The following is a 16,192-nucleotide window of genomic DNA, read 5'->3' on the forward strand; positions in this document are numbered from 1 at the left end:
AGCCTCGTGACAGAGACCTGTAGTCGTTATCGGCCAGACCCGACCGATACTTGAATAGCCGCCCACCTCACGCCACCTGCGGTGCAAGCTGGCGGGTCAGGACGTGCTTGAGCAATGCACGGTAGGCGATCACCCCACGGGTTTTGTCATCGAACTGCGAAGGCGTCTGCCCTGCCCGGCTGGCATCGCGCAAACGGGTATCGACCGGGATAAAGCCCTGCCACAGGGTGTCGGGATACACATCACGCAACACCCGCAAGGTGCTCATCGACGCCTGGGTACGCCGGTCGAACAACGTCGGCACGATGCAGAACGGCAGCTCCTGGGGGCGCGAACGGTTGATCATGCGCAGGGTATGCACCATGCGCTCCAGGCCCTTGAGCGCCAGATGCTCGGTCTGCACCGGGATAATCAACTGCTGGCTGGCCGCCAGCGCATTGACCATCAGCACCCCCAGAATCGGCGGGCTGTCGATGATCGCGTAATCATAGTCCTGCCACAGTTGCGCCAGACTGCGGGCAATCACCAGGCCCAGGCCGCTTTGCCCCGGAGCCTGACGCTCCAGGGTTGCCAGTGCCGTGGTGGCGGGCAGCAAGGCGATTTTTTCGTGGCTGGTGGGCAGCAGCAGTTGCGCCGCCAGGCCTTCGGGCACCTGGCCCTGATGCAGAAACAGGTCGTAGACGCTGTGCTCCAGACCATCGGGGTCATAACCGAAGTAGCTGGTCATGGAACCGTGCGGGTCGAGATCGACAATCACCACACGTTTGCCCGCCTCTGCCAGCAAACCGGCCAGGGCGATGGATGTGGTGGTCTTGCCGACCCCACCTTTTTGATTGGCTACTGCCCAGACTCTCATTCAGTTGTTCCTCCCGGCTGCATGCGTGCCGGCCGAGATTTATAGGGGTGGTGACGGAGAATTGACGGCATTCCCGCGAACCAGTGGCTGTGTCTGTGGCGGTGCAGTTTGTGTGCCAGCCCGCTTGAGGGCGGCATCCGGTGTTGCATGGGCGGTACCCGTGCCGGTCAGGCTGCGGCGCACCTCAAGGTTGCGCGACACCACCAGCACCACCCGGCGATTGAGCGCGCGCCCCTCTGGCGTGGCGTTATTGGCCACCGGCTGGAATTCGCCGTAGCCCACCGACGCCATGCGCCCGGGGTTGACGCCCTGCATCGCGAGCATCCGCACGATGCTCGCCGAACGTGCCGAGGACAGCTCCCAGTTGGTCGGGTACTGCGCAGTACGGATCGGCAGGTCGTCAGTAAAACCTTCGACATGGATCGGGTTTTCAAATGGTTTAAGGACTGCAGCCACCTTGTCGATGATCTCGAAGGCCGCATTGCTGGGCATCGCATCGCCGCTGCCGAACAGCAGGCTGGAGTTGAGCTCGATCTCGACCCACAACTCATTGCCCCGCACCGTCAATTGTTTGGACGCGATCAGATCGCCAAAAGCGTTGGTGATGTCATTGGCAATGGTCTTGAGCGGGTCATCGGGCCTCTGGCCCAAACCGGCGTCGGTATTTTCGCTGTCTTTGATCAACGGCTCGGCGGGCTGGGTGGTCAGCGGGCGCTCTTCACCGATGGGCACCGGCTTGATGCTGCGCTCGGCATCATTGAAAACCCCGACCAGGGCCTGGGAAATCACCCGGTACTTGCCTTCATTGATCGAGGAAATCGAGTACATGACCACGAAAAAGGCAAACAGCAAGGTGATGAAGTCCGCGTAGGACACCAGCCAACGTTCGTGATTGACGTGTTCATCCGCGTGGCGGCGGCGCCGGCTCATAGTTAACCCGTAAAGCCTTGCAGTTTGAGTTCAATGGAACGCGGGTTCTCGCCCTCGGCAATCGACAGGATGCCTTCGAGCAACATCTCGCGGTACAGCGACTGGCGCATGGCAATCGCCTTGAGCTTGCTGGCAATGGGCAGCAACACCAGGTTGGCGCTGGCCACGCCGTAAATGGTCGCGACAAACGCCACGGCAATGCCGCTGCCCAGTTGCCCCGGGTCGGCCAGGTTGCCCATCACATGGATCAAGCCCATCACCGCGCCGATGATGCCAATGGTCGGCGCATAGCCGCCCATGCTTTCAAACACTTTGGCGGCCTCGATATCGCGGCTTTCCTGGGTCAGGTAATCGACTTCCAGCACGCTGCGGATGGTTTCCGGCTCCACGCCGTCGACCAGCAATTGCAGGCCCTTGCGCGAATAGCTGTCGGGCTCGGTATCGGCCACGCCTTCCAGGCCCAGCAAGCCTTCCTTGCGCGCTGTCAGGCTCCAGTTAACCACGCGATCGATGCCGCCCGTCATGTCGATACGCGGCGGGAACAAGATCCACACCACGCTGTGCATCGCCCGTTTGAAAGCGCTCATGGGCGACTGCAACAACGCCGCCCCCACCGTCCCGCCCAGCACGATCAACGCCGCCGGGCCATTGGCCAGGGCACCGAGATGGCCGCCCTCCAGGTAATTGCCGCCGATAATCGCGACAAACGCCATGATGATGCCAATCAGGCTGAGCACGTCCATCAGTGGCAGGCCTCCACCAGATGGCGGCCAATGTCATCCAGGCTGTACACCGCATCGGCCAGGCTGGCCTTGACGATGGCCATCGGCATGCCGTAGATCACGCAACTGGCTTCGTCCTGTGCCCACACCTGGCTGCCGCCCTGCTTGAGCATGCGCGCGCCTTCACGGCCATCGGCGCCCATGCCGGTCAAGACCACCGCCAATACTTTGTCACCAAAGGACTTGGCCGCCGAGCCGAAGGTGATATCCACGCACGGCTTGTAGTTCAGGCGCTCATCGCCCGGCAGGATGCGTACCGCACCGCGACCGTCGATCATCATCTGCTTGCCGCCGGGTGCCAGCAGGGCCAGGCCCGGGCGCAGGATATCGCCGTCCTCGGCTTCCTTGACGCTGATGCGGCAGAGTTTGTCCAGACGCTCGGCAAAGGCCTTGGTAAACGCTGCCGGCATGTGCTGCACGAGGACGATCGGCGCCGGGAAATTACCCGGCAGCTGCGTCAATACACGCTGCAAGGCCACCGGCCCGCCGGTCGAGGTGCCAATGGCCACCAGTTTGTAGGCCTTGCGCTTGGGCGCGCCAGAAGCCGCAACAGGCCCGGCAGCACTGCGGCTGGCAATCGGTGTGGTACGCGCGGGTACGGGTTGCGCAGCGGGCGCGGCAAAACCGCCCGGCGCAGGCCGTGGCACAGCAGCCGGCGCTACAGGGGCCGGTGCGCTGTAGCTGGACATGCGCCGGTTGCTACGCGAAATGCTGTGTACTTTTTCACACAGCATCTGTTTAACCTTCTCGGGGTTGCGCGAGATGTCTTCGAAATTTTTCGGCAGGAAATCCACCGCCCCGGCGTCCAGCGCATCGAGGGTGACACGGGCGCCCTCGTGGGTCAGCGAGGAGAACATCAGTACCGGGGTCGGGCAGCGCTGCATGATATGGCGCACGGCCGTGATGCCATCCATCAGCGGCATCTCGTAATCCATAGTGATCACGTCCGGCTTGAGGGCCAGGGCCTGATCAATCGCTTCCTTGCCATTGGTGGCGGTGCCGATCACTTGAATGGTCGGGTCAGCCGACAGAATTTCCGAGACGCGGCGGCGGAAAAAACCGGAATCATCCACCACCAGGACCTTGACTACCATAAACACTCCGTTAGGCGGTGCGGGGCGTCACTGCCCCCACTCACCAGAATCAAATACGCCGTGATGCGTAGTGCTTGAGCATGCTCGGAACATCCAGGATCAAGGCAATGCGACCATCACCGGTGATGGTGGCACCCGACATGCCTGGCGTGCCCTGGAGCATTTTGCCCAGCGGTTTGATCACCACTTCTTCCTGGCCAACCAATTGGTCGACCACAAAGCCGATGCGCTGGGTGCCGATCGACAGAATCACCACATGCCCTTCGCGCTGCTCTTCGTGGGCGGCAGACGCCACCAGCCAGCGCTTGAGGTAGAACAGCGGCAGCGCCTTGTCGCGCACGATCACCACTTCCTGGCCGTCGACCACATTGGTGCGCGACAGGTCGAGGTGGAAGATCTCGTTGACGTTGACCAGCGGGAACGCAAACGCCTGGTTGCCCAGCATCACCATCAGGGTCGGCATAATGGCCAGGGTCAGCGGCACCTTGATGACGATTTTCGAGCCACGGCCCAGGGCCGACTCGATGCTCAGCGAGCCGTTAAGCTGGGCGATCTTGGTTTTCACCACGTCCATGCCCACGCCACGTCCGGACACATCGCTGATTTCGGTCTTGGTCGAAAAGCCCGGGGCGAAAATCAGGTTGTAGCAGTCGTTTTCGCTCAGGCGATCGGCCGCGTCCTTGTCCATCAAGCCTTTTTTGACGGCCAGGGAACGCAGGAAATTGGCGTCCATACCTTTGCCGTCATCGGAAATCGACAGCAGGATATGGTCGCCCTCCTGCTCGGCAGACAGGATCACCCGGCCACAGCTCGGCTTGCCGGCGGCGGCGCGTTCTTCCGGGGTTTCACAACCGTGGTCGACCGCGTTGCGCACCAAGTGGACCAGCGGGTCGGCCAGGGCCTCGACGAGGTTTTTGTCCAGGTCGGTTTCTTCGCCCACCAGCTCCAGGCTGATTTCTTTTTTCAGCTGGCGTGCCAGGTCGCGCACCAACCGCGGGAAGCGGCCGAAGACTTTCTTGATCGGCTGCATCCGCGTTTTCATCACGGCGGTTTGCAGGTCGGCGGTGACCACATCGAGGTTGGACAGCGCCTTGGCCATCTCCTCGTCATGGCTGTTCAGGCCCAGGCGCACCAGGCGGTTACGCACCAGCACCAGCTCGCCGACCATATTCATGATGTCATCCAGCCGCGCGGTATCAACGCGCACGGTGGTTTCGGCTTCGCTGGCGACCGGTTTTTCCGCAGGTGCCGCTGCAGCACGGGCCGGTGCCGGACGCGCAGCTGCCGCAGCCGGCTTGGCCGGGGCTACTGCGGCCACCACCGTTGCCGAGTCCGCACTGAACTTGCCTTTGCCGTGCATCTCGTCGAGCAGGGCTTCAAATTCGTGATCGCTGATCAGGTCGGGGTCAGCACTCGCCTCGGCGGCGCTGGCCGACGGTGCGGCAGGTGTCTCGCTGGCAGCAGCGGGCAGCGCATCGGTATTGAACGAACCCTTGCCATGCAACTGATCGAGCAAGGCTTCAAATTCGTCGTCGGTGATTTCATTGCTGACGTCAGCAGGCGCCGCAGGGGCTTGAGCGGGCGCCACGGCAACCGTCGCAGCCTGTGTGGAGAACTGACCCTTGCCGTGCAACTGGTCGAGCAGCAGTTCAAATTCGGCGTCGCTGATTTCGTCGCTGGCCGAAAGCTCTGTCGGGACCGCAGGCTCAGGCTCAGGCTCAGGCTCGGCCGCAGCCGCCTTGACCGCATCGAGGGAGTCAAGCAACTGCTCAAATTCGCTGTCGGTGATATCGGTCACCGGCGCTTGCAGCACTGGCGCTGCGACTGGCGCCACCACTGCTGGCGCAGCAGCAGGCTCGGCCAGGCGCGCCAGTGCCGCCAGCAACTCGGGGGTTGCGGCGGTGATCGGGCTGCGCTCGCGCACTTCACTGAACATGCCGTTGACCGCATCCAGGGCCTCAAGCACCACGTCCATCAGCTCCGCGTCGACGCTGCGCTCACCCTTGCGCAGGATGTCGAAGACGTTCTCGGCGATATGGCAGCATTCCACCAGTTCGTGGAGCTGGAGGAAGCCGGCGCCCCCTTTTACAGTGTGAAAACCGCGAAAAATGGCATTGAGCAGATCCGCATCATCCGGTCGGCTTTCCAGCTCGACCAGTTGCTCGGACAACAACTCCAGAATTTCGCCGGCTTCAACCAGGAAATCCTGAAGGATTTCTTCATCGGCGCCGAAGCTCATGTACGTGCTCCTTGAAAAAGGCTCTTCGACGCCGGGCAACAGCGCCCGCACGCCTCTTCAAGACCTAAAAACCCAAACTGGACAACAAATCGTCTACATCATCCTGACCGGATACGACGTCATTACGTGTATCGGCATGAATCTGCGGACCTTCACCCTTGGCCTGGTTTTTTTGCGAATTATTTTCTGCACGCAAGGCTTCACGGTCGTGTTCGATGCCGGCAAAGCGATCGACCTGGCTGGCCATCAACACCAGCTTGAGCAGATTGCTCTCCACGTCCGTCACCAGTTGCGTCACGCGCTTGATCACCTGACCGGTCAAATCCTGGAAATCCTGGGCCAGCAGGATGTCTGTCAAATTGGCGGAGACGATGTTGTTTTGCGTTTCACTGCGCGTCAAAAAACTGTCAACCCGACGCGCCAGCTCGCGAAACTCTTCGGCACCGATTTCGCGGCGCATAAAACGCCCCCAATCCGCGCTCAGTTCCTTGGCTTCCTGACCCAGGCCGTTGACCAGTGGCGTGCTGTTTTCCACCAGGTCCATGGTCCGGTTGGCTGCCGCTTCCGTGAGTTTCACAACATAAGCCAAACGTTCAGTGGCATCCGTGATCTGCGACACTTCTTCGGCTTGCGGCATGCTCGGATCAATATGGAAATTGACAATGGCGCTGTGCAGTTCGCGGGTCAGCTTGCCGACTTCGCGATACAGGCCGCGGTCGCGGGTCTGGTTAAGCTCGTGAATCAACTGCACGGCATCGCCAAACTGGCCTCGTTCAAGGCTTTCGACCAATTCGTGAGCATGTTTTTTCAGGGTCGATTCAAAATCGGCCTGTGTGCAATCTTTATGCTCCATAGTGCCCCCAAGGCAACCGATCAACCGATGCGTTCAAAGATCTTTTCGATTTTGTCTTTGAGTGCGATAGCCGTGAACGGCTTGACCACATAGCCATTAACACCGGCCTGGGCCGCTTCGATAATCTGCTCGCGCTTGGCTTCGGCGGTCACCATCAGCACCGGCAAGTGCTTGAGTTTTTCGTCGGCACGTACATGGCGCAGCAACTCGATGCCGGTCATGCCCGGCATGTTCCAGTCCGTCACCAGAAAGTCGATATGCCCCAGGTTGAGGATCGGCAACGCGGTGGTGCCGTCGTCCGCCTCGACCGTGTTGGTGAACCCCAGGTCACGCAACAGGTTTTTAATGATCCGCCGCATCGTTGAGAAATCATCAACGATGAGGATTTTCATGTTCTTGTCCAATTCGACCTCCAAGCAGTCTTTAACGCGCTCATCTGCTGAACGCGTCATTCAATCAATTCGTTTTCAAACACAGCCAGAATCGACTGTGGGAGCGGGCTTGCCCGCGATGCGGACGACGCGGCGTTACTGATTCACCGCGTCGACCCCATCGCGGGCAAGCCCGCTCCCACAGGTATCAAGGACCCTAGTGCGCGCGCCACTGCCCCAAACGTGCCCGCAAGCGGGCCGCGCACTGGCTGTGCAACTGGCTGACACGGGATTCGCTGACCCCCAGCACTTCGCCGATTTCCTTGAGGTTCAGTTCTTCGTCGTAGTACAGCGCCAGCACCAGCCGTTCACGCTCGGGCAAGTGTGCAATCGCATCGGCCAGCGCGGCCTGGAAGCGTTCGTCTTCAAGGTCGCGCGACGGCTCCGTATGGGCACTTGCGCCATCTTCATGCAACCCTTCGTGTTCGCCGTCCTGCAACAGGTCATCAAAACTGAACAGGCGGCTGCCCAGGGTGTCATTCAAAATGGCGTAATAATCGTCAAGGCTTAACTGGAGTTCGGCCGCAACCTCATGATCTTTAGCGTCACAACCGGTTTTTGCTTCAATTACCCGAATTGCGTCACTGACCATGCGCGTATTGCGGTGTACCGAGCGCGGCGCCCAGTCACCCTTGCGCACCTCATCGAGCATCGCGCCACGGATACGGATACCGGCGTAGGTCTCGAAACTCGCGCCCTTGCTGGCGTCGTATTTACCCGAGACTTCGAGCAGGCCGATCATGCCGGCCTGGATCAGGTCATCCACCTGCACACTGGCCGGCAAACGCGCCAGCAGGTGGTAGGCGATGCGCTTGACCAGGGGCGCATAGCGCTCGATAAGTTCGTACTGGCTGTCGCGCGACGACTTGCTGTACATGCGGTAACCGCTGGCCGTCATTAAAAGCGCCCCCCTGCCTGCTGCACCAGACGTTCGACAAAGAACTCAAGGTGACCCCGGGGGTTGGCGGGCAACGGCCAGGTATCGACTTTTTGCGCAATGGCCTTGAACGCCAGTGAGCACTTGGAACGCGGGAACGCTTCGTACACAGCGCGCTGCTTTTGCACCGCCTTGCGCACGCATTCGTCGTAGGGCACGGCGCCCACATACTGCAGGGCTACATCGAGGAAGCGGTCGGTGACCTTGGTCAGCTTGGCGAACAGGTTGCGCCCTTCCTGCGGGCTCTGGGCCATGTTGGCCAGCACGCGGAAGCGGTTCATGCCGTAGTCGCGGTTGAGCAGCTTGATCAGCGCATAGGCGTCGGTGATCGAGGTCGGCTCGTCGCACACCACCAACAGCACTTCCTGGGCGGCGCGCACAAAGCTGACCACCGACTCGCCGATCCCGGCGGCGGTGTCGATTACCAGCACATCCAGGTTGTCGCCCAGGTCACTGAAGGCCTGGATCAGACCGGCATGCTGCGCCGGGCTCAGGTGCACCATGCTCTGGGTACCCGAGGCCGCTGGCACGATGCGGATCCCGCCGGGGCCCTGGAGCAATACGTCGCGCAGCTCGCAACGCCCCTCGACCACATCGGCCAGGGTGAATTTCGGGGTCAAGCCCAGCAAAACATCGACGTTCGCCAGCCCAAGGTCCGCGTCCATCAACAGAACGCGCCTGCCCAGCTCGGCCAATGCGATGGACAAGTTGACTGACACGTTAGTTTTACCGACGCCACCCTTGCCGCCGGTCACTGCGATCACCTGTACGGGATGCATGCTGCCCATGATCTTTCTTTACCTTGTCTTACTTAGACGCGGCTACATGCGTTGGCTGCGCGTTCCCCAGTGGAACAACACCTTCAGACCAGCCGATGTAGGTACATTGCAACGTAATTTTGACGACCTCAGCCAACCCGTTTGGGCGGGCTGTGGTAGATATCAGCGAACATGTCGGCCATGGCCTCTTCGCTGGGTTCTTCCTGCATTTGCACACTCACTGCCCGGCTCACCAACTGGTGACGCCGCGGCAGGTGAAGATCGTCCGGGATCCGCGGGCCGTCGGTGAGGTACGCCACCGGTAGCTCGTTGCTGATCGCCAGGCTCAACACTTCGCCCAGGCTTGCGGTTTCATCCAGTTTGGTGAGGATGCAACCGGCCAGCCCGCAACGCTTGTAACTGAGGTACGCGGCCGTCAGCACCTGCTTTTGGCTGGTGGTGGCCAAGACCAGGTAATTCCTGGCCTTGATCCCGCGCCCGGCCAGGCTTTCGAGCTGCAGGCGCAACGCCGGGTCGCTGGCTTGCAGGCCCGCGGTATCGACCAGCACCACGCGCTTGCGCACCAGCGGTTCGAGGGTCTGGCCCAGCGACTGGCCGGGGGCCACATGGGTCACCGGCACATTCAAAATACGCCCCAGGGTCTTGAGTTGCTCCTGGGCGCCAATGCGAAAACTGTCCATGCTCACCAGGGCGATATTCTGCGCGCCGTACTTGAGCACATAACGGGCTGCCAGCTTGGCCAGGGTGGTGGTCTTGCCCATCCCCGCCGGGCCTACCATCGCAATCACCCCGCCTTCTTCCAGCGGCTCCAGCTCGGGGGTGGAGATCATCCGCGCCAGATGCGCCAGCAGCATCCGCCAGGCCTGGCGCGGCTCTTCGATGCCCGCCACTTGCGCCAGCAGATCACGGGACAACGGCCCCGACAGGCCGATGCGCTGCAGGCGCCGCCACAGATTGGCCTGGGCCGGTTTGGCGTCCTGCAACTGGCTCCAGGCCAGCGAGCCCAGCTGCACTTCCAGCAATTCGCGCAAACCGTTGAGCTCATGACGCATATTGTCAAAAGCGCGCTGATCGACTGTCGGCGCGGGCGGCGCAGGTGCCGGGCGCGGCGGTTCTTCAAGGGTCGGCTCGATCAACGGCTCGGCAGCGGTCAGCGGCAAACCGGCAAACAACTGGCGGTTATCTCCCGCTGCGGCCTCGCCTTCCCCGCGCAGGCTCAACTCGGCCTGGGCCGAGACAATCCGCGACTGGGTCTTGCGCAGCTCTTCTTCCAGCTCAATGTTCGGCACCCGGGGTGCCAGCGCGGACAGCTTGTAGTCCAGGGCCGCGGTCAACTCAACGCCCCCGGCGATGCGGCGGTTGCCAATAATGGCGGCGTCAGCCCCCAGCTCATCACGAATCAGCTTCATGGCCTGACGCATATCGGCGGCGAAAAATCGCTTCACTTGCATAAACCAAACCCTCAGCCGTTAGGGCCTACTGTCGCAACGATCGTGACCTGCTTATTGTCAGGGATTTCCTGGTAAGCCAGCACATGCAGGTTGGGCACCGCCAGACGGCCAAAGCGCGACAACATTGCGCGTACCGGGCCTGCCACCAACAAGATAACCGGGTTGCCTTGCATCTCCTGGCGCTGAGCAGCGTCGATCAACGAGCGCTGGAGCTTCTCTGCCATGCTTGGCTCCAGCAAAACGCCCTCTTCCTGGCCAACTCCGGCCTTCTGCAAACTATTGAGCAATATTTGTTCCAACCTGGGCTCCAGGGTGATCACAGGCAGCTCGGAGTCAACGCCTACAATGCTTTGCACGATGGCACGGGACAGGCCCACACGCACCGCGGCAACCAAAGCGGCAGTATCTTGACTCTTGTGGGCATTGTTGGCGACGGCTTCGGCAATGCTGCGGATATCCCGTACCGGCACCTGTTCGGCGAGCAAGGCCTGCAACACCTTGAGCAATTGCGACAGGCTCAATACACCCGGCACCAGCTCCTCGGCCAGTTTTGGCGAGGACTTGGCCAGCAACTGCATCAACTGCTGCACCTCTTCATGGCCAATCAGCTCGTGGGAGTGTTTGTACAGGATCTGATTGAGGTGCGTTGCCACCACGGTACTGGCGTCCACTACGGTATAGCCCAGCGATTGCGCCTGGCTACGCTGGCTGACCTCAATCCACACCGCTTCCAGACCAAAGGCTGGGTCCTTGGTGGTAATGCCGTTGAGCGTGCCGAACACCTGCCCCGGGTTGATCGCCATTTCGCGGTCGGGGTAGATCTCGGCTTCGGCCAGGATCACCCCCATCAGGGTCAGGCGATAGGCGCTGGGGGCCAGGTCGAGGTTGTCGCGGATATGCACGGTGGGCATCAGGAAGCCCAAATCCTGGGACAGCTTTTTGCGCACGCCCTTGATCCGCGCCAGTAACTGGCCACCCTGGTTGCGATCCACCAGCGGAATCAGACGGTAGCCCACTTCCAGGCCGATCATGTCGATGGGCGTGACGTCATCCCAGCCCAGCTCCTTGGTTTCCTGGGCACGGGCGGGTGATGGCAGCAGTTCCTGCTGGCGCTTGACCTCCTGCAGGGCCTGGACCTTGACCACGTTCTGTTTTTTCCACATCAGGTACGCGGCGCCACCGGCGACAGCCGCCAGGCTGAGGAAGGAGAAATGCGGCATGCCGGGCACAATGCCCATGATGGCCATGATGCCTGCCGAGACAGCCAGCGCCTTGGGCGAGGTAAACATCTGGCGGTTGATCTGCTTGCCCATGTCTTCGGAGCCCGACGCCCGGGTCACCATGATCGCCGCCGCCGTGGACAGCAGCAGCGAAGGCAGCTGCGCCACCAAACCGTCACCGATGGTCAACAGCGCGTAGACCTTGCCCGCCTCGCTGAAGCTCATGCCGTGCTGGAAAATCCCCACCGCCATGCCGCCGATCAGGTTGATAAACAGGATTAGCAGACCGGCGATGGCATCACCGCGCACAAACTTGCTGGCACCGTCCATTGAACCGTAGAACTCGGCCTCCTGGGCCACTTCCTGACGGCGCAGCTTGGCCTGGTTCTGGTCGATCAGCCCGGCGTTAAGGTCGGCATCAATAGCCATTTGCTTGCCGGGCATGGCATCGAGGGTAAAACGCGCGCTGACTTCGGAGATACGCCCGGCGCCCTTGGTCACCACCACAAAGTTGATGATCATCAGGATCGCAAACACCACGATACCCACTACATAGTTGCCGCCGATCACCACCTCGCCGAAGGCCTGGATCACCTTGCCTGCGGCGGCGTGGCCCTCCTGGCCGTGAAGCATCACCACCCGCGTGGAAGCCACGTTGAGCGCCAGGCGCATCAGGGTGGCGACCAGCAAAATGGTAGGGAACACCGCAAAATCCAGGGGCCGCAGGGCGTACACGCACACCAGCAGCACCACGATCGACAGGGCAATGTTGAAGGTAAAGAACACATCCAGCAGAAACGCAGGAATGGGCAACATCATCATTGCCAGCATCACCAGCAGCAGCAGCGGCACACCCAACTGCCCCTGACCCAGGCCGGCCAGACCGCTGCGCGCGGTGTTGATTAACTGAGAGCGATCCAATGACATTGCGACAAACCTTTAGCAAACTTTTGACGCCATATGCGCCGTAGAGCCTGCCTCTGCAAGAAACCTTCCAACTTTGGCAAATGGCCATATGTCAGGCGCGCAAGGGTTGTACGGGCGAGTCAGGGCAGCATCAGGGTCAGGGTGCCACTGGCGGTAAAAGGGCCGGCGTCAGGAAAGGTGTCCGGTTTTTTGACCAGAGCGAAGGACACTTCGGTCGAGCCTGAGCTGTTTGTGATGGTGCTTCTGATCTCCCCGCCCGGCCCCACCAGCGCACTGCTGTCGGGACGAAACAATATAACCCCCGCGTCCTGCTTGCTCGTGGCAATGGCATGCGTATGAAAGGCTGAAGGGGTCGCCTGCCACTTGACGGTAATGGGCGAGTTCACACTGGGCCCGTCACAGCTGTACCTCAGCCGGAAATCTTTCTTGTACGGCGTATTGAAGATGCTCGTGCCGATCGCAACAGCGTCCACGCTGCCAAAATCAATATTGATGGGCAAATTATTGTTGATAACGCAGGTCGAGGGGCTGGAATCGACGCCGTTGCGGGCGATCAGGTTAATGCGCATACGGTAGGCGGGGTATTGGGGCGAGTCGAAGTTGTACGTCACAAACAACAGAACAACGGCGAGAAACGCCCCCGGCTTGATCTTTATGTATTTCCCTGGCGCCGTAGGAATATCAAAATAGACCTTGACCGGCAGATCCACCACCGGGGTCAAGCGATCATGCAAGGCCAAATAACGACCGGCACTTACCGGCCAAGGGAGTAGAGCCCCAAGAATATCCATTCCAGAACCATAATCCATGACGGTAGGCCCCAAAATCAAGCCGCTGGCCACGGTTGAAAAGTATTGCTTGTTAGAATCAGGATACCAGCCCGGAAAATCATGCATACAACGCACAGAGTAACCGCTCATGGTAACTTTGCCGGCGTCTTTATCCAGGCGCAGGTCAACATGCACATCCAGCGGGCTGGTTTTCATATCAACCCAGGGGCCGCCATCGACCTGGCAATGAGCGGCAAATACGTTTTGCATCAAGAGCAGTAAAATAAAACCCGTCATGTATTTCATAGAGATATCTGCCAAGCGCCACATATGAGTCAATCAAGTCGCCCTGTCATTTCGATAACGATTGCCGGCTGTACCCGCGAATCAGGGCACCCCCATTATCAATGTCGCACTGCCGGAAAAAGGCCCTGCCACTGGCAAGCTGCCAGGGCGGCGAACCAATGCAAAGGTCACATCGTCCCCCCCGGCACTGTTGTAGATATTGCTCGTATATAAAGACTCGGGAGAGACGACGCTGCCATTGCGCAAAAGTCCCACGCCAAGGTCACTATTACTCAGCGCAAGAACTGATGAATTAAAGGATGAGCGTTGCCCCTTCAACGTAATGGTAATGGGTGTATTGATGCCAAAATCGGGACAGGAGTACCTCAGCGGTATCACTTTCCTGACAGGCGTCGCACCGGGTGAAGCCTCGAGACTTGAAGCATCAACCTGCTCGAAATCAACATCAATTGGCGCATTGTTGTTGATAGTGCAGGTGGATGGCTGAAAATAAAAACTATTATTGGCATGAATCCAGAAACTTACACTATCCCACGGCAGCTGAATTGTATTCGTTCGCTTCAGCATCAGAACACCTAGCCGCTCCCCGGCCCGAATATTAATATACTTTCCCGGCACCCTTGTTGTATTTACATACATATAAGCATCCAACGTTATAATGCGACCATCACTTGGCATCGTAGCAACATGAATATTCTCGGGAATGGGAGAGTCAAGATGAAGCCCCGCAATGCGCAGACCTGTTTGATGCCCAAACAAAACACCGCCTGGGGACAACGCGTTCTGTTCTGTCCAAAGAAAATATTTATCTTGTGCCCCACCCCCGACACCGGGAGGGTATTTGCATTCTATCCGATAGCCATCCAGCATTACCCTGCCATCTCCGGGGGTGGCCCTTACCGCGACGTACACATCCATAATACCGTAATCCATATTTTGCCAAGCCCCTCCATTAACTCGACAATGGATTGCACTGGCAGTATTAGCCAGCAACAATAATAAAAATCCAACCAGACACTTCATAAAAACCTCAATCTTCAAGTCAACTTCCAGCGCGGGCGTTATGGGTAATGCAATGTAAATGTCGACGTGGCCCTGAAAGTTCCCGCAGTAATTGACTGACTGGCAATGGCCTGCGGCTCACCCCTGATATAAGCCTTGAGGGTAATTGTATTGTTGCCGTTACTCAGTGCTTGCTCGTCACTGGCCGTATTCAGGGGCAAGGGCCTGTCAGCAGGGGTTTCGATGCCGATTGCGACTCCGGTAGCTCTACTGCCGCCGTCCAGTGCGAGCAGGCCGGGCAACACTAGGCTTTCGTTACCGCTGAACGTCACCGTCACAGAGCTGCCGACGGTCGTATTACAGCCCTCAAGGTGCAGTTGAAAAGGCATGCCGAGGGTGCGCGAATACAAATACAGGTACTTGATGGAAACATCCCGCAGATCCCACTGCACCGCCTCGTCGCCGGGGCGAAGGGTGCAGGCATCCGCCACCAGCACGCCCCTGAAGCTAAGGTTGTCAGCGGCCTCAAGGGTGCCAGGCAGCAGCATTGGCATGCCCATCAGCAATGCCAGGGCGTACCCATAACCCGTTTTCGTTCCAATGTGCATACACCCCCTCCTCACTGGTAATAGGCCAGCAGCGTGGCCGAAGCCGAAAAACCGCCCGGTGCCAGGATGCTTGCTGCACTTTTGATCGGCACGGCCTCCAGCACAGGGGGTGACGCCGGGTTTATCAGCAGCGGCGTATTCAGGGTGAAGGGCACGCCGTTTCGCAGAATCTTGATACCCAGGCCGGACACACTGGAGACCACGGCCGATGAGTCAAAGGTCGTGGCCACGCCCTGCACCTTCAACAGCATCTCCCAAGGCAACGTACCGGCCGTGCAGCTCAGGGTGAAGCTCAAGGGTTTGCGGTAGTTCACACCGTCGATTTTATTGATACCGACATTTTCAAAATTGATATCGATCGTGTTGCCACTGTTGATCGTGCAAGGCGGCGGCTCTATCAGCGTGCCGTCAAACCTGAGGTTTGCCAGTGCGCTGGCGCCCAGGGCAAAAGCGCACACTGCAAACAGAACGGACTGTTGCCAGGGTTTCATGTCTGGATCCCTCTTACTGCAAGGCAACCACTAACGTGGCGGAGGCAGAAAAAGCCCCGCCTGTCAGTGTGCTGCCCGGGTTTTTCACCGGCACGGCTTCTATCACCGGCAAGGTGGGATAGGTGAAGTTCACGGCATTGTTCAGAGGCCAGGCGGCACCGTTCAACAGCAGCTTGATCCCCAGGTCGCTTTTGCTGGTGCCCAGGTACGCGCTGCCAAACCCGGCCCCGGTGCCCTGCAAGGTGATCTTCATGTTGTTCGAGGGCTGCGGCCCGCACGTGAGCGTATAAGGCACGCCCCGGCGGTAGTTCACACCATCGATGCGAGTTGTCATCAGGTCGTCGCCGAACGGGACATTGAGCGTGCTGCCGGCGTTGATGACGCACGGCGGCGGCGCAACTATCACCCCGCGGATGGACACAGCGACCTGTGCCATGACCCCTTCGCACAAGGGCAGAAGTGCAGCGCCACAGGCGATGGCCAGGCGCGCCCCTAAGGGTTTGATCATCGTTTCAC

Annotated in this window: 16 protein-coding genes; all 16 read right to left on the minus strand. The window is 59.8% G+C overall.

Annotation, left to right across the window (positions count from 1 at the left end):
- Positions 1 to 67: 67 nt before the first annotated feature.
- The 16 genes from BFC21_RS09100 to BFC21_RS09175 all read right to left on the minus strand — a co-directional run bounded on the left by BFC21_RS09100 (position 68) and on the right by BFC21_RS09175 (position 16,184).
- On the minus strand, positions 68 to 856 hold the full coding sequence (locus BFC21_RS09100; protein ID WP_016781539.1) for a ParA family protein: 789 nt from the start codon (positions 854 to 856) through the stop codon (positions 68 to 70).
- 39 nt (positions 857 to 895) lie between these two features.
- Positions 896 to 1,786, minus strand: a complete 891-nt coding sequence (gene motD / locus BFC21_RS09105; RefSeq protein WP_086797872.1) for a flagellar motor protein MotD — start codon at positions 1,784 to 1,786, stop codon at positions 896 to 898.
- A gap of 2 nt (positions 1,787 to 1,788) precedes the next feature.
- Positions 1,789 to 2,529, minus strand: a complete 741-nt coding sequence (locus BFC21_RS09110; RefSeq protein WP_088377716.1) for a flagellar motor protein — start codon at positions 2,527 to 2,529, stop codon at positions 1,789 to 1,791.
- A complete protein-coding gene (locus BFC21_RS09115; protein ID WP_088377717.1) occupies positions 2,529 to 3,662 on the minus strand; it encodes a chemotaxis response regulator protein-glutamate methylesterase in 1,134 nt (377 codons plus the stop codon). The genes BFC21_RS09110 and BFC21_RS09115 overlap by 1 nt, the downstream gene beginning before the upstream one ends.
- Before the next feature lie 49 nt (positions 3,663 to 3,711).
- On the minus strand, positions 3,712 to 5,901 hold the full coding sequence (locus BFC21_RS09120; protein WP_120265995.1) for a chemotaxis protein CheA: 2,190 nt from the start codon (positions 5,899 to 5,901) through the stop codon (positions 3,712 to 3,714).
- Positions 5,902 to 5,965: 64 nt separating this feature from the next.
- Positions 5,966 to 6,754, minus strand: coding sequence for a protein phosphatase CheZ (locus BFC21_RS09125; protein WP_086797874.1), 789 nt, complete (start codon positions 6,752 to 6,754; stop codon positions 5,966 to 5,968).
- A gap of 20 nt (positions 6,755 to 6,774) precedes the next feature.
- Positions 6,775 to 7,146: a chemotaxis response regulator CheY gene (locus BFC21_RS09130; protein ID WP_162939305.1), complete on the minus strand. Its 372-nt coding sequence runs from the start codon at positions 7,144 to 7,146 to the stop codon at positions 6,775 to 6,777.
- A gap of 196 nt (positions 7,147 to 7,342) precedes the next feature.
- A complete protein-coding gene (gene fliA / locus BFC21_RS09135; RefSeq protein ID WP_016781546.1) occupies positions 7,343 to 8,083 on the minus strand; it encodes an RNA polymerase sigma factor FliA in 741 nt (246 codons plus the stop codon).
- Positions 8,083 to 8,910 carry a flagellar synthesis regulator FleN gene (gene fleN / locus BFC21_RS09140; RefSeq protein WP_016781547.1) on the minus strand — a complete coding sequence of 276 codons (828 nt, stop codon included), beginning with the start codon at positions 8,908 to 8,910 and terminating at the stop codon, positions 8,083 to 8,085. Before fleN ends, fliA begins: the two co-directional genes overlap by 1 nt.
- 119 nt (positions 8,911 to 9,029) lie before the next feature.
- A complete protein-coding gene (gene flhF / locus BFC21_RS09145) occupies positions 9,030 to 10,352 on the minus strand; it encodes a flagellar biosynthesis protein FlhF (protein WP_088377719.1) in 1,323 nt (440 codons plus the stop codon).
- 11 nt (positions 10,353 to 10,363) lie between these two features.
- Positions 10,364 to 12,493 carry a flagellar biosynthesis protein FlhA gene (gene flhA / locus BFC21_RS09150; RefSeq protein ID WP_029611494.1) on the minus strand — a complete coding sequence of 710 codons (2,130 nt, stop codon included), beginning with the start codon at positions 12,491 to 12,493 and terminating at the stop codon, positions 10,364 to 10,366.
- Between the two features lie 125 nt (positions 12,494 to 12,618).
- Positions 12,619 to 13,575 carry a fimbrial protein gene (locus BFC21_RS09155; protein ID WP_162939306.1) on the minus strand — a complete coding sequence of 319 codons (957 nt, stop codon included), beginning with the start codon at positions 13,573 to 13,575 and terminating at the stop codon, positions 12,619 to 12,621.
- A gap of 81 nt (positions 13,576 to 13,656) precedes the next feature.
- The gene (locus tag BFC21_RS09160) at positions 13,657 to 14,616 is read right to left on the minus strand and encodes a fimbrial protein (protein ID WP_120265997.1); all 960 of its coding nucleotides are present in this window, start codon (positions 14,614 to 14,616) and stop codon (positions 13,657 to 13,659) included.
- Positions 14,617 to 14,636: 20 nt separating this feature from the next.
- Positions 14,637 to 15,185, minus strand: coding sequence for a fimbrial protein (locus BFC21_RS09165; protein ID WP_120265998.1), 549 nt, complete (start codon positions 15,183 to 15,185; stop codon positions 14,637 to 14,639).
- Between the two features lie 11 nt (positions 15,186 to 15,196).
- Positions 15,197 to 15,676, minus strand: a complete 480-nt coding sequence (locus BFC21_RS09170; protein ID WP_120265999.1) for a fimbrial protein — start codon at positions 15,674 to 15,676, stop codon at positions 15,197 to 15,199.
- A gap of 13 nt (positions 15,677 to 15,689) precedes the next feature.
- Positions 15,690 to 16,184 (minus strand): fimbrial protein, encoded by a 495-nt coding sequence (locus tag BFC21_RS09175; RefSeq protein WP_120266000.1) that lies wholly within the window; start codon positions 16,182 to 16,184, stop codon positions 15,690 to 15,692.
- Between the last annotated feature and the right edge of the window lie 8 nt (positions 16,185 to 16,192).

The organism is Pseudomonas sp. TMW 2.1634 (genome assembly GCF_001703595.1).
In the GTDB taxonomy this organism is placed as follows: domain Bacteria; phylum Pseudomonadota; class Gammaproteobacteria; order Pseudomonadales; family Pseudomonadaceae; genus Aquipseudomonas; species Aquipseudomonas fragi.